The organism is Polyangiaceae bacterium, assembly GCA_016715885.1.
Lineage (GTDB): Bacteria > Myxococcota_A > Polyangia > Polyangiales > Polyangiaceae > Polyangium.
The window spans coordinates 57,338-71,192 of the sequence record JADJXL010000028.1 but is presented as its reverse complement, the minus strand read 5'-3'; the positions used below and the strand labels follow the sequence as shown (position 1 = coordinate 71,192).

10 protein-coding genes are annotated in these 13,855 nt (G+C 60.5%); 8 read left to right on the top strand and 2 right to left on the bottom strand.

Annotated features, from left to right (window positions below; all coding sequences use genetic code 11):
• Positions 1-362 precede the first annotated feature (362 nt).
• Together IPM54_41540 and IPM54_41535 are read left to right on the top strand one after the other, a co-directional pair.
• Positions 363-947 carry a hypothetical protein gene (locus tag IPM54_41540; protein MBK9266257.1) on the top strand — a complete coding sequence of 195 codons (585 nt, stop codon included), beginning with the start codon at positions 363-365 and terminating at the stop codon, positions 945-947.
• On the top strand, positions 944-1,549 hold the full coding sequence (locus IPM54_41535) for a hypothetical protein (GenBank protein MBK9266256.1): 606 nt from the start codon (positions 944-946) through the stop codon (positions 1,547-1,549). The genes IPM54_41540 and IPM54_41535 overlap by 4 nt, the downstream gene beginning before the upstream one ends.
• 471 nt (positions 1,550-2,020) lie before the next feature.
• Here the strand turns inward: IPM54_41535 and IPM54_41530 are convergent, their stop codons facing one another.
• Both IPM54_41530 and IPM54_41525 read right to left on the bottom strand, forming a co-directional pair.
• Positions 2,021-2,479 (bottom strand): nucleotidyltransferase, encoded by a 459-nt coding sequence (locus IPM54_41530; GenBank protein MBK9266255.1) that lies wholly within the window; start codon positions 2,477-2,479, stop codon positions 2,021-2,023.
• A gap of 323 nt (positions 2,480-2,802) precedes the next feature.
• On the bottom strand, positions 2,803-3,813 hold the full coding sequence (locus tag IPM54_41525; GenBank protein ID MBK9266254.1) for an NAD-dependent epimerase/dehydratase family protein: 1,011 nt from the start codon (positions 3,811-3,813) through the stop codon (positions 2,803-2,805).
• A gap of 162 nt (positions 3,814-3,975) precedes the next feature.
• Here IPM54_41525 and IPM54_41520 point away from each other — a divergent pair, with 162 nt between their 5' ends.
• The 6 genes from IPM54_41520 to IPM54_41495 all read left to right on the top strand — a co-directional run bounded on the left by IPM54_41520 (position 3,976) and on the right by IPM54_41495 (position 13,676).
• Complete coding sequence (locus tag IPM54_41520) at positions 3,976-4,701, top strand: response regulator (GenBank protein MBK9266253.1); 726 nt, start codon at positions 3,976-3,978, stop codon at positions 4,699-4,701.
• Positions 4,702-4,961: 260 nt separating this feature from the next.
• Positions 4,962-6,944 (top strand): hypothetical protein, encoded by a 1,983-nt coding sequence (locus tag IPM54_41515; protein ID MBK9266252.1) that lies wholly within the window; start codon positions 4,962-4,964, stop codon positions 6,942-6,944.
• A gap of 83 nt (positions 6,945-7,027) precedes the next feature.
• The gene (locus IPM54_41510) at positions 7,028-8,029 is read left to right on the top strand and encodes a MoxR family ATPase (protein ID MBK9266251.1); all 1,002 of its coding nucleotides are present in this window, start codon (positions 7,028-7,030) and stop codon (positions 8,027-8,029) included.
• Between the two features lie 12 nt (positions 8,030-8,041).
• On the top strand, positions 8,042-8,983 hold the full coding sequence (locus IPM54_41505) for a DUF58 domain-containing protein (protein MBK9266250.1): 942 nt from the start codon (positions 8,042-8,044) through the stop codon (positions 8,981-8,983).
• Positions 8,980-10,878, top strand: a complete 1,899-nt coding sequence (locus IPM54_41500; GenBank protein ID MBK9266249.1) for a VWA domain-containing protein — start codon at positions 8,980-8,982, stop codon at positions 10,876-10,878. The genes IPM54_41505 and IPM54_41500 overlap by 4 nt, the downstream gene beginning before the upstream one ends.
• The gene (locus IPM54_41495) at positions 10,875-13,676 is read left to right on the top strand and encodes a VWA domain-containing protein (protein MBK9266248.1); all 2,802 of its coding nucleotides are present in this window, start codon (positions 10,875-10,877) and stop codon (positions 13,674-13,676) included. Before IPM54_41500 ends, IPM54_41495 begins: the two co-directional genes overlap by 4 nt.
• The last annotated feature ends 179 nt before the right edge of the window (positions 13,677-13,855 follow it).

The following is a 13,855-nucleotide window of genomic DNA, read 5'->3' as shown; positions in this document are numbered from 1 at the left end:
GCATAGCCACGGTCGTTTGGGAGTCAAGGGGGGCAAATCGTCGAAGTTCGTTCACGTTGGCAGCCGCCCCCGGAGGTGGCCACAAGTCCCCGGAATCCTGCCTGAATCCGGCATTCCCCTAGGTGGACCTTGCTCGCCGACCGCTGTATGATCCGTTCAGGAGGCAATCCTCTTGGCTGTAGCAGGGAAAGCCTCCCACGCCGGTCTTTCGAAGTCGAGCTGAGCAATCGGGCATGTGGTGCCGCCAGGGGTTCGCCAGGTCGCCGCCAGGGCCTCCGCCAACGTGGGTGGGACTTTTCCCCTTCATCGGCGCCCGTTCCCGGAAAACGAGGTGCCCCGTGAGTAAATCACCTAACATTGCGATATCTCCAAGCGTCGCAGAGTACTTCGGCAGTGTCGTCGATGACGCCCTGCGCTCGCGAAACGTGAAAGCGTCTCCTGCCGCGTCGCAATACGTGGTTGGGATTCTCTGCGACTTCGCTCGTCCCAGCGAGGAAGTCGAATCTGCATTTTCCAAGCCGCTCACGTTCCAGCTTCGTGACGCGCTGGAAGCTCCATTTGCCGAGCGATTTCGGCGTCTGCGGGCGCTCGGGGACAGCGTGCTTTATGCGGTGGGGTTTTTCGGCGGGCACATCGAGCTGCGGGGGATTGATCGTCGATATGTCATGCATGTGGGCTCGTCGGCATATTCCAATGCAGCGGCGATGCTACATATGCCCGGACGAACCGAAAAGTTTGGCGTGCTCGAGGAGCTCGCGGTCCAATTCAGCGATTTCGTCGATGTCTTGACGGAAATTGCCGAAGGTGCGATTGCCCTGGGCACTCGGGACGAACGCGGCGTGCTGAAACTTTATGAGCGGTGGCTGCGGACGGGGTCGTCGCGCATTGCCGAGGAACTTGGGGCGCGGGGGATCATTCCCACGCGAGCGGTGGAGGGCATCAATTGACGGCGCGATCGCTGCCCGCGCGCATACAGGCCGCTCTTTGCCGGATGTACGGCATTGAAAATGCGCCGCTGGTGGATGATTTCATTCGGCCATGCGAAGGGGGGATCGACCGCGAAGTGCTCTTGGTGCGCGAAGACGACGACGGCGTCGAAGTCGCGCTGCATCTGCCGGACTCGGCGCTTGCGAAGGTGCCAACCACGTTTGACGAGCTCTGTCAGGTCATCGAAGGCGTGAGCCATTTCGTTTTTCTCGTGGAAAGAGCGCGTCGCGAATTGCCTTTGACGCAGCTCGAGCTCGAATTGCAGGCGGAGGTCGACAAGTACGTCATATTCGTTCATGACCCGCACGACGTTCGTCCGTTCGAACCCGATCGCGCGGCGCGAATACGGGCCAAGCTGTTCGATACCGTGCAATACATCGATCCGCCCGGCACTGAACGCGGGGATCGGTATCGTCTTGCGAATGACCTCGCGGCTCGTTTTGCGGGCATGCTGGACGAACGCTTCGCGCGCCAAGGTCGATTCGAGCAGCTATGGCGAGCGCTGCGTCGGTTTTATTCGGCGGGGCAATACGAGAAGATCAACCTCGCGTGCGCCGCGTGAGGGAGGGTGCGACGAGGCTGCCCATCGACCTTTGGTCTGAGTTGCCGTGGTGACATGCGCGCGTTGAATTTCCCCCATGGCCCTCACGATGTGCTCGAGGCTGGCGCAGACGTGAACGTTCGCGTTAGACAGAGAACGGGCACATCGTCAAGGAATATGACGAGATTTCATGTTGCACGAGGTGCCGACCTCTTTCGTGCTACCGGAACGAAAGTTGCCCAGGTGGCACGTCTGGGGTAGCGAGATTTGTATGAAAGCAACGAAGGCAGCCAAGAGGACCGATCACGTCGACACTGCGCCTGTTGATGAGGATGATGAGGCTTTGCTGGCGCGCCTCGAAAAGGAAGGCCTTCTGCGACGCGGTCAGGGGGGCCCGATTCCGGCAGAGCTGTTGCAGCCCGGGCCAAAGTGCCGGCACGCCGGTGTGCTTGATGCATTGATTGACGAACGGCGGAGTAAGCGAGCGTATTGCTAGCGTCGCATCTTTACGCGTTCGAGATTCGCCACATCCACGAGGTCTTGCGGTCGTCCTGCAGCACGCTTCGATGCAAGCAAGTCGTCAATGCCGATAACCGGAACGTCGATATCGTCCCATCGCACCATTTCTCGTCGCTGCCATGCTTCCTCAAAGTGCATTCCGGCAACAGCGCGTAGGAAATCAATGCGTAACGGAGGCGTTCCAAGCCATACGATTTCATCTTCGCGGGCATTGCGGAGTGCGTTGACAATATGCAGCGGAGCGCCAAACGAAGCGAGTGCTCTGGACGCAGCATCGATGTTTGTTGGGGCAGGGTTTATCCAGAGGTCAATGTCCTTGGTGTAACGAGGGCGGTCGTAATAGGCGACCGCATAACCCCCAATCACCATGAACTCAACCTTCTCGTCGACGAACTCCGCCAATAAGTCGCGAAAGTCTTGATGAATTTTCATCCGCAATCTCCGCGAGAGCCATCTCGAGCATCGCGTTCCATCTCACTTCATCCGCACCCGCGTGCCAAAATTGATAATCCGCGTCTCGCGCTTCCTTTCCCAATGCAACGACGCCCCCTTCGTAGGTGGCTCGCCGGCGAGCAGCGCGAGCAGCGCGAGCAGATCGAGCGGAATCCATGCATCTATCCTACCACATGTCGCAATCCGCGTCCTAGGTTCGGAGCTCTTTCCCTGCAGCGCGGTGCGTTGCAATCACGACGGCAGAGTCGATTCTTCGCACGACGACACGATGACGGCGCCCAACGACGAAAACCCCTCCGCCCTCAAACCATCCCGCTCGTCCGGAAATACTCCACCGCTCGCTCCACACTCGTCCGCAGCGGCGTGCACGGCATCTCCAGCTCGCGTCGCGCCTTGCTTCCATCGAAGTACGCGTAGCGCTGCATGTACTGGACGCTCTTGTACGTCGCGAGCGGCGCCTTCTTCGTGAAGTGATCGCTCACGAACTCCATGCCTCGCGCGGCCCCACGCGCAAACACCGCAGGCATCGACATTCGCGGCGCAGGCAGTCCTGCAACATCCGACACCAGCTCGAAAAATTCCCGCAGCGACACGTTGTGATTGCCCAAAATGTACCGCTCGCCGATGCGCCCACGCGACTCCGCAGCGACATGCGCCTTCGCCACGTCGTCTACGTCGATCGCGCAAAAGCCGCCTTTTCCGACGGCGGGCACTTGTCCGCGCAGCAAGTTCAAGATGATGCCGCCCGTTGGCGTTGGGCCGATGTCTCCTCGTCCAAACGGAAATGCGGGATTTACGCACACCAGAGGTAACCCCGCTTCGGCAAGTCGTATCGCGACGCGCTCCGCTTGATACTTCGACGCGATGTAGTCGTTCGCGATGTCCGCGATGTTCCACGGCGTCGTTTCATCCGCTGGAGTTTGTCCCTCCCCGAGTCCCACCGCCGCGATCGACGACGTGTACACCACGCGCTTGACGCCTGCGTCGCGCGCTGCGAGCAGCGATGTCGTCGTTCCTTCGAGGTTCACGTGCCAGATCGCCGCCGGATCGAGCGTCCAAACCTTGTAGATCGCCGCCAGGTGGAAAAACGTGGCGGCGCCATCGAGCGCTCGCAGCATCCCCTCACGATCGTTCACGTCCACCGAGATCTGCTCGACTCGATCCTCGGGCAAACCTTCGAGGTTTGTCGTTTTTGCACCCGGTTCGCATAGCGCCCGTACCACGCGTCCCTGGGCCAAAAGCTCGCGCACGACCGCTGATCCGATGAAGCCCGTGGCGCCGCTCACGGCGGCGATGTCTGTCGAGTTCGTCATGGGTTCTACGTGGTGCGTCCGAACCTGAAGGGTGTCGGGAATGTCCTGAGACCTTCGTTGTTTGTCAACCCCGTCCAACCAACCTGGGCGAGCTCGTGCGTGTGAACATGCACGTGGCTCTTGACCTCCCATCCCTTGCGTACTCTCATCCGGTCACCGAAAATGTCCTCCAGTTCCAAGCCCCTCACTGTTGTCGTTGCCGACGACGAGCCTGCCATGCTCAGCCTCGTCTCGAGCCATCTGAAGCGTCTCGGATTTGCCGTTCACGAAGCTCCGGACGGCGCTGCAGCATGGCAGCTCGTGCAAACGCACTTGCCCGACCTCGTGATGCTCGACGTCATGATGCCCGAGATGAGCGGGTGGGAAGTGGCGCGTGCGGTCAAGGCCAAAGGTGCAGCGGGCGGAGCGCTCGAGCACACCCCGGTCCTCATGCTCACGGGTATCGGCGAACGCCTCAACGCCATGAACTCGCCGCTGTTCGCAGCCGACGCTTGGCTCGACAAACCGTTCGAGTTTTCGATGCTCGACGAAAAGATCGCCGAGGTTCTCGAGAAGCACGGCAAGCAGATGCCAACGCGTTCCGCTCCAGTGACTGCCATCAGCCTGGACGAACCCGCGAAGAAGGCGGCAGCGAAGAAGGGTTCGGCCAAGAAGGCTTCGGCGAAGAAGGCCGTCGCGAAGAAGGTTGCGGCGAAGGCGAAGGCAGTCACGTCGAAGAAAGCCGCTCCGGCAAAAGCCGCGAAGAAGGCTGCTCCTGCGAAAGCCGCTGCGAAGAAGGCCGCTCCTGCGAAGAAATCCGCCGCGAAGTCGACTGCAGCCAAGCCTGCGAAGAAGTCTGCGTCCAAGGCTCCGGCGAAAGCAGCAGCCAAGGCGCGCGCCAAAAAGTAGGCGTCCGCGCGTCGCGCGGAATGATTCCCGCTTCTGATGCGTAGAAGGTGTTTCGCAGGCGTTGCGAGCGTCGCGAAGCTAGGGAGGACGGCGGAAGCGTACTTTGTACGCTGAGCAAGTCCGACCGACGATTCGCGACGCGTAGCAGCCTGCGGAACACCTTCTAGGAACTTACGGGCGTCTCATCCGTCTACGGCTACAATGACGCGCCCGCTGCCTCTGCGATCGCACGTCTGCGGACCCATCGGAGCCTTGCCACCGTGAGCATAGAACGCCCCCGAGACCTCGCCCGCATCCGCCGCGCCGCCTCCTTGGTCGCGCTTCGTTTGCGCATCGATCGCGCCCTTCGATACCTCCCGCCCGCGCTGACGTTCGCGTTCGCTGTCGTCGCGGGCACACTCGCTGTACGAAAAGTTTTTCCCGACCACCTCTCCGAGATCGCCGCCAAACGCACGCTTGCCGGTGCCGCAGCGCTCGTTCTGGCCGTCGTCATCGTCGGGCTTCTGCGCAAGCTTCCTCCTCGCGCGGGCACGATCGCGCTCGATCAGCACCACAATCTCCACGATCGCTTGACCAACGCGCTCGCCTTCGATGCGGTGTCTCCTTCCGATCGCAGCCCGCTCATGGAGGTCGCGATCGACGATGCTTGCGAGCATGCCGGCGCGCTTCGTCCTGGAAAAGCCGCGCCGTTGCACCTGCCGCAAGGAGCGGCTCCTGCGGTTCTTTTCGGCATCGGAGCGCTCGCCGTCGCGCTGCTCGAAATTCCCGTTCCAATTCCTCCGCCGCCCCCAGCGGCCCCTACGATCGACGCGATCGTGCTTGCTCCCGACGATCTCGACTTGTTCCGAGATGCCGCAAAAGAACTCGAAAAGCGCGAGCAAACGCCCGAAGTTCAAGCTGCCATCGAACGCTTCAATCAGCTCATCGAAGACATCGCCAACAAGCGTCTCGATCGAACCGAAGCATTTCGCAAGATGGAGGCGATCGAGCGTGACCTTTTGAAGGGCAACGAGGCCGATCGCAAAGCGCTCGAAGAAGCGCTTCAGGAGATGGGCAAACATCTCGAATCGAGCGAGATGTCCAAGCCTCTTGGCGAATCGCTGAAGAAGAACGACCTCGAAAAGGCCAAGAAGGACCTCAAGGACCTGGCCCAGCGATTGCGTGACAAGAAAAAGCCCGACAAACAAGCGCTCGAAAGGCTTCGGGATGCGCTGAAAAAGGCTTCTGAACGGCAAAAGGAAGCGCTCGCCGCCATTGAGGAAAAACGGGCGGAGATTCGCGAAGAGCTGCTCAAGAAGAAAAAGAAGAAGCAAGAGCAGGACGCGGGCGCATTCGACGAGGCCGAAGAAAAACTCCTGAAGAAAAAGGAGCGCGAGCTCGAAAGGCTCGATCGCGAGGCGGAACGTCAGCAGCGTGCAGGCCGGCAGCTCAGCAAACTCGATCGAGCGCTTGCCAAGGCAGCGGAGGATTTGCTGCGTGAAATGGGCGCATCTGCGGAGGATCTCGAGCAAGCGGCCGAGGACCTGCAGCGCATGCAGGACGAGCAGATGTCGGACAAGGAAAAGGAAGAATTGCGCCAGCGTCTCGAAGAATTGCGCGAGCTCATGCGGCAGCAGGGTCAAGCGGGCAAGGAGCGCATGAAGAGGCAGCTTCGCTTTGGAAAGCGCGCTCGAGGTGGTCAGCAGGGGCAGGGACAGCCGCAGCCGGGGCAGGGTCAGCAGGGCCAAGACGGGCAAGACGGGCAAGATGGTCAGGACGGTCAGGACGGCCAGGGCAAGCAAGGCCAGAATGGTCAAGGTGGGCAGGGACAAACCTGGGTGATGGGTCCTGGTGGAAAGAAGATATTGGTGCCGGGCGGCGGAGGTAATCAGCCTGGACAAACGCCGGGCGGCGGCGGGAATCAGCCTGGTCAGGGTGGTCAGGGGCAGGGTGGTGATCAGCCGGGTGGTGGCCAAGGCGATGGTGTCGGTTCGGGTCGAGGTGGCGACATTGCGGGAAATCGAACGGATCCGAAGGTCGGCACGCAGGATGTTCAGGCCCAGGGGCTCGATTCCGGGAGCGGGGCATCGAACAGCGAAGTGATTCTCGCGGCGGCCGAAAAAGGATTCAAAGGAAGTGGCTACAAGAAGGTATTCACGCAATACCGGACCGTTGCCGAGGACCAGATCAACAAAGAGAAGATTCCGGACGGATATCGGTTTTACGTCAATCGGTACTTCCAGCTCATTCGGCCGAGAGAATGATTGTCCTGGAAAAACCAATGGCGATGGGTTAAGTTTTTCAAGAGTGAACGCTTCGGCGAGAAGCATCGAAGACAGAGGGATAGATGGCCGAGAAAAACAAGGATCTTGCGCGCAGCGAGGTCGCTGTCTTTCAAAAGACCATTGGTGAATTGCGTGAGGAAGTGGGCAAGGTCATCGTGGGCAACCGCGAGATCGTCGACGGCGTGATCACCTGCATGCTGGCGGGGTCGCACGCGCTGCTCGAAGGCGTGCCGGGTCTCGGGAAAACGATGCTCGTGCGCACGGTTGCACAAGCGCTCAATCTTCAGTTTTCCCGCATTCAGTTCACGCCGGACATGATGCCGGCGGACATCATTGGCACGACGGTCATCGACGAAGGTGCCGGCGGGCAGCGGAATTTTTCATTCCGCAAGGGTCCGATTTTCGCCAACATCGTGCTCGCCGACGAAATCAATCGCGCGACGCCGAAAACCCAAAGCGCGCTGCTCGAAGCCATGCAGGAACATCGCGTGACGGTGGCGAAGTCGAGTTATCCGCTCGACCAACCATTTTTCGTTTTGGCCACGCAAAACCCGCTCGAAAGCGAAGGCACCTATCCGCTTCCCGAAGCGCAGCTCGACCGCTTTTTCTTCAAGCTGCACGTGGGTTTCCCCGGGCGAGACGAGCTGCATTCGATTCTCGATCGGACGACGGGCGTGGCGGCTCCCGAAGCGAAGGCCGTGATGAGTCGTGAGCAAATCATCGGCATGCAGAAGCTCGTGCGTGAAGTGCCCGTGGCGCGGCACGTGCAAGATTATGCGGTGCGATTGCTCCAATCGACGCATCCTGCGGAAAAGTCGCTGGATGTCGTCAAGCGATTCGTCAAGTTCGGTTCGTCTCCGCGTGGAGCGCAGGCGCTTTTGCTCGCGGCGAAGATTCGATCGCTTCTCGAGGGACGATTTGCGGCGTCGATCGACGACGTGAAAGCCATCTGTTTGCCTGCGCTGCGGCATCGCGTGCTGCTCAACTTCGAAGGCGAAGCCGAAGGCGTGAAAACGGACGATATTCTCAAGACCATCATCAAGCACCTTCCCGATACCGAGTAGGACGTTTTTGCCATGGGAGTGCTCGAGTTTCTCGGGATACGGGATCGCGCTGGGGGCTCGCGTGCGGCCGCGGGTGATGACGACCTTTTCGACGACGAATTCCAGCGCAAGCTCGATTATCTCGCCATGGTCAGCAAACGCGTCTTTTCAGGCGCGATGCGGGCCGAGCGTCGTACGAAGAAAACCGGCTCGGGCATCGAATTCGCCGACCATCGCGATTACACGGCCGGCGACGACATCCGCTACCTCGATTGGCACGCTTATCAGCGTTTCGATAGGTTGCTCATTCGCCTGTACGAAGAAGAAGAGGATTTGTCCATTTATTTCATTTTGGACACGTCGTCTTCCATGGGGTTTGGCGATGGGCAAAAGCTTCGTCAGGCCAAACGGCTTTGTGCGGCGCTGGCGTACGTTGGTCTGGCCAATCTCGACCGGATTGCCATCGTCACGGCGACCGACGAAATCAGCGGACGCATGCCGACGACCCGCGGCAAAGCGCGCATTTTTCGCATTTTTCGCTTCTTGTCCGATGCAAAGGGCGAAGGCGAAACCGACCTCGGCGAAGCGATGAAAACGTTCGTCGCTCAGCACAAACGCAAAGGTCTCGCGGTCCTTCTCAGTGATCTGTACGATCCCGAAGGATTCGAGCGAGGCATCAATGTGCTGCGCTTCAATCGTTTCGAGCCGTACGTCATTCACATCGTCGATCCGAAAGACGGTCGTCCCGAAATGCGAGGCGACGTGCGCGTGTACGATTGCGAAACGGGCGCGGAACGCGAAGTCACGGTGACGGCCAAGGTGCTCGAAAAGTATCAACAGGCATATGAGACTTATTTGGAGGAAGTGCAGCGGTTTTGTACGTCCCGCCAAGTGAGTTATTTTCGCGCCGATGTCGATGCGTCGTTCGATGAATTGATTCTGCGCGTCTTTCGCCGCGGAGGGTTTCTCCGATAATGCACTTCGTCGGCGTCCCCCTGGCCACTTTGTTGCAAATCGGTGCTCTCGCCGGTGCCGTCGTCGTCGTTTTTTACATTCTCAAGCTGCGTCGTAGGCCGGTTGCCGTTCCATTCGAGAAAATATGGGAACGCATTCTGCGCGACAAAGAAGCCACGAGCCTCTTTTCGCAGTTGAAACGCCTCTTTTCGCTGCTGCTTCAGCTCGCGCTTTTGGCTCTGCTGCTGCTCGCGCTCGGTGATCCACGCCCCGCCGCAAATATCCTCGAAGGGCGGAACATCGTCGTGCTCGTCGATGCCAGCGCGAGCATGAAAGCGGTCGATGTTGCGCCGACGCGTATCGATGCCGCCAAGGAAGAAGTGAAGCGGCTCGTGCGAGGTTTGTCCGGTACGGACCGCATGCTCGTCGCGCAAATGGATGCGGCCGTCACGCCGCTGTCGACGATGACGAGCGAGATCCCGGACCTCGAAGCAGCCGTCGCGGCCATTCGTCCGACCGATGCGCGTGTCGACTTCCCTCGAGCGCTCAGGTTTGCGGCCGATACGCTGCGTAAGTTGTCGTCGCCCGAAATCATCGTCGTATCGGATGGGGCGCTCGGAACGTCGCTCAGCGAAGCTGCAAATGTCGACCTTGGTAACGTGCGTCTTTCGTACATGCCGGTCGGTGAGCGATCGAAGAACGTGGCGATCACGGGTTTTTCCGTGCGTCGCTACCCGCTCGACAAGTCGCGTTACGAGGTGATGTTGGAAGTCACCAACACGAACGACGAACCGACCGACGTCGAGATTTCGCTCTTTGGTGATGGGCAACTGACGGACCTAACAAACCTTCGTTTGGGCCCCAAGGAAAGGTTGCCGCGCTTCTATCCGAACCTTTCGGGCGCATCGAAGAACCTCGAAGCGAAGATCGCGCTCGCGGGGAACGTGCAGGACGACTTGCCCGCGGATGATCGAGCGTTTGCGCTTTTGCCCGAGCGGCGCAGGGCGCGCATTCAAGTCGTTTCGACGGGGAACATGTTCCTCGAAGCGGCCCTTTTGCTCGACGAATACCTCGAGGTCACCTCGGTGGATCCTTCGCGGTATCCGGCTGCAGGGACGTTCGATGTGACGATTTTCGATGGAGTCACGCCGAACGTCGCGCCGGGAAGTGGCGGCTTGTTTTACCTCAATCCGACGGGCGAGAACGTGCCGTTCAAGGTTGGTAAAACCATCGAAGACACCGATCCGCAGGTGCGCCTCGGCTTCGACGAGCTCGACGAGAAGCATCCGATCCTGCGCTACACGATTCTTTCGGACGTGAACGTTGCGCGCGCGCGTGTGCTCGAAGGCGAGAAGGAAGACAAGGTCATCGGCAAGAGTCACAAGGGCGCGTTGCTCATCGCGGGACGTCGAGCGGGGGTGAAGTTCGTGGCGCTCGGGATGGACGTGCGGGAGACGGACTTTGCGCTGCGGATCTCGTGGCCGATGTTCGTGCTCAACGTGATCAACGACTTCGTCGAAGAGGACGTGCAGTACATCTCGTCGTTCCGTACGGGCTCGGTTTGGCAGATCCCGGCGTCATCTGCAGCGGAAACGGCGACGCTGACGTTGCCCGATGCGTCGACGACGACGGTACCCATCAAGGATGGCCGTGCGGTTTTTCTGGGCCAGCTTGCAGGCTTTTACGAGCTGTCCACGGGGCCGGGAGAGACGAGCTCGTTTGCGGCAAACTTGGTCGACGCAAGCGAGAGCGAGATCACGCCGACGAAGGAGCTCGTCGTGGGAACGCGGTCTGCAGGTGCCGTGGGTGAGTTCAAGGTGGGTGTGCGACGGGAGATCTGGATCTACCTTCTCGCAGCCGTGCTCGCCGTGACCGCGATCGAGTGGCTCACGTACCATCGGAGGGTGACGGTATGAGTAGGCGCTTCCGCATCGTCGCTTGGACCATCACCTGCGTAGCGCTTGCGGGGATCCTGTTCTGGGCCTACCGCCGGTTTGTCCTTCTGCATCCGGACCCCACGTTGAGCTGGGTGCGTAACGGCATCACCTACGAGCTGCTGAATCCGAAGATGCTCGGCGCGGTGCTTCTGGCGCCGTGGTTCGTAGGCGTCTTGTCGCAGTCGCTCGCGGACTTGCCGTGGCAGCAGCGCGTGATCTCCGTGCTCTTGCGCATCGCGTTCGTCGTGCTCGTCGCGTTGGGTTTGTCTCGGCTCGCACGTACGGCGACGACCGAGAAGACGTGCACGGTTTACATCGTCGACGTGTCCGATTCGGTGACCGACGAATCGCTTGCCGATGCACGAGCGGCGTTGGAGCAAGCTTGGAAGGACAAACCGCAGGACAGCGTCGTCGAGCTCGTGACGTTTGCCGAGCGGCCTCGGGCCGTTCCGCCCGGCGAAACCGACGAGGACAAACCCAAGCCTCCACTGATCGAACGGCATCGTGACGAAAGCGGCAAAGCTGCGAAGGATCTCGGCGCAGGCTCGAACTTGCAAGCTGCGCTTCAGCTTGCCTACGGGCTGTATCCGCAAGGCTATCTGAAGCGCGCCGTGCTCTTCAGCGATGGCGTGCAAACCGAAGGCGACGTTTTGGCCGAGGCGAATCGAGCCAAGGCGTTCGGGGTCAAACTCTTCACGGTGCCGTACCGTCGCCCCGCTCCACCGGAAGTCGCCGTGCGCGAGCTGAAGATGCCCGAGCGCGTGAAGGTGGGCGAAACGTTCGCAGTTCACGCGGACATCTACGCTACGCGCGCGACGAAGGCGCGGGTTCGTCTCTACCAAGGTGAAGCCCTCAACGGACTCGACGGCGTCAAGCAGATCGATCTCGTTGCAGGTCCAAACGATGTCGTCTTCAAGAGCGTCGTGCGCATCGCCGGGCAGGTCACGTACGCGCTGGAAGTCGACGAGATCCCGGCTGACAAGTTCAAAGAGAACAACCGCTACGCGACGACGATCGATGTTCCCGGTCGTCCTTCGGTGCTGTACGTCGAGGGCACGCCGCAACATGCGGGACCGCTCTCGAGTGCTCTGACGGCGCAGCAATTCGAGGTCGATGTGCGTCCTCCGGCGGGTTTTCCGGGGTCGCTGAAGGAGATGGAACGTTTCGATTTCGTCATCTTGAGCGATACGCCGAAGGATGCGGTGAGCTTGCAAGCGCAGGAGCTCATCGAGACGTACGTGCGGGATCTCGGCGGCGGATTTTTGTTTTCCGGGGGCGAAGCGGGCTACGGCTTGGGCGGCTGGTATCACACGACCATCGAGCGGATCTTGCCCGTGCGCATGGACAATGAGCGCAAGAAGGAGATGCCGAGCGTGGCGATGGTGCTCGTCATCGATCGTTCGGGGTCGATGACGGGTTTGCCGCTCGAGATGGCCAAAGCAGCGGCAAAAGCGACCGCACAGGTGCTTTCGTCGGACGACTTGCTCGAGGTCATCGCGTTCGATACGGCGCCGACGCGTTACGTGAAGATGCAGCCGGCACGCAATCGTTCACGCATAGGGGCGGACATCGCGCGCATCACGCCAGGTGGCGGCACGGAGATTTTTCCCGCGCTCGATGCGGCGTATCAAGACCTCACCGTCACGCAGGCGCGCAAGAAGCACTGCGTGCTCTTGACGGATGGCAAAGCGCCGAATGCGGGCATTCGCGACCTCGTTTCGGGCATGATCGCCGAGTCGATCACGGTGACGACCGTGGGCCTCGGTGGCGATGTCGACGAGCAGCTTTTGAAGATGATCGCGGACGTGGGTGGTGGTCGGTACCACGCGGTCATGGATGCCAACAGCTTGCCGCGAATCTTCACGAAAGAGACGGAGATGATCGCGCGTGCAGCGGCCGTCGAGGAGTGGTTCCCCGTCACGCAAGTGGGCGACGCGGCGTTCTTGCGAGGCATCGACGTGCGTACCGCGCCAAACCTGCACGGCTACGTTTCGACCAAGATGAAGCCGACTCCGGCGCAGGAGCTGCTTCAGAGCGACACGCAGGAGCCGATCCTCGCGCGCTGGCGTGTGGGGCTTGGTTGGACGCTGGCGTGGACGAGCGACGTGAAGTCGCGCTGGGCCGTCGAGTGGCTCAGGTGGCCGGGATTCGAGCGGTTCTGGGGGCAGCTCGTACGCGAGCACATGCGGCAAAAGCATCGGCGTGAGCTCGACATGAAGGCCGAGGTCACGGGCGGGCGCTTGCGTGCGTCGGTCGATGCGTTTGGCGCGGATGAACGCTTCGAGAACAACCTGACGTCGCGGCTCAGCATCGTTGGTCCCGAGCCTGGAGGACAAACCACGGTCGTAGACTTCAAGCAGACGGCTCCTGGCCGGTACGAAGTGGATCATCCGATCGACAAGTACGGATCATTCTTGCTGCGTGCCGAGCATCTGCGACAAACCGAGGGGGGCGAGCTGAAGCAGGTCGCCGTGAGCTTCGGGCACGTGTCGAATCCGTATCCCAAGGAGTACGCGGGCTTCGAGCCGGACATCGCGTCGATGGAGAAGGCCGCTCGAGCGACCGGAGGCGCGATGGATCCTCCGAACGTGCAGGCGATATTCGCCGCAGCCGGCGAGAAGGTGACGTATCACGAAGAACTGTGGCCGCGCTTCATCTATGCAGCGATCGCGGTTTTTCTCTTGGATCTCTTCGTTCGTCGCGTGCGCATCTTCGATCGTAAGTTTTTGCCGCGGCGGCAGTCTCCTGGTCGTCCATTCAGGGTCTCGTCTTCTTGAGTGCTTTTCCGAAAGGGGTTGGCGGCACCTTTTCACGACGTCGCACCGTCTGTGGTTCCGTGTTGCGGCGTGAAGTGATAAGAAGGGACGCAAGTTCGTGCCTTTGCGTGAAGTCGTGAGTTTACCGAACGCTCTAGCCGCTCGTCTCGACGCGGGATTGCCGCTGATCATCGGGGGTG

What these genes read in the sequence shown, in the direction of transcription:
- IPM54_41525 (MBK9266254.1), bottom strand. Translation starts at nt 3,813, where the DNA reads ATGACGAACTCGACAGACATCGCCGCCGTGAGCGGCGCCACGGGCTTC.
- IPM54_41520 (MBK9266253.1), top strand. Translation starts at nt 3,976, where the DNA reads ATGTCCTCCAGTTCCAAGCCCCTCACTGTTGTCGTTGCCGACGACGAG.
- IPM54_41510 (MBK9266251.1), top strand. Translation starts at nt 7,028, where the DNA reads ATGGCCGAGAAAAACAAGGATCTTGCGCGCAGCGAGGTCGCTGTCTTT.
- IPM54_41495 (MBK9266248.1), top strand. Translation starts at nt 10,875, where the DNA reads ATGAGTAGGCGCTTCCGCATCGTCGCTTGGACCATCACCTGCGTAGCG.
- IPM54_41505 (MBK9266250.1), top strand. Translation starts at nt 8,042, where the DNA reads ATGGGAGTGCTCGAGTTTCTCGGGATACGGGATCGCGCTGGGGGCTCG.
- IPM54_41530 (MBK9266255.1), bottom strand. Translation starts at nt 2,479, where the DNA reads ATGAAAATTCATCAAGACTTTCGCGACTTATTGGCGGAGTTCGTCGAC.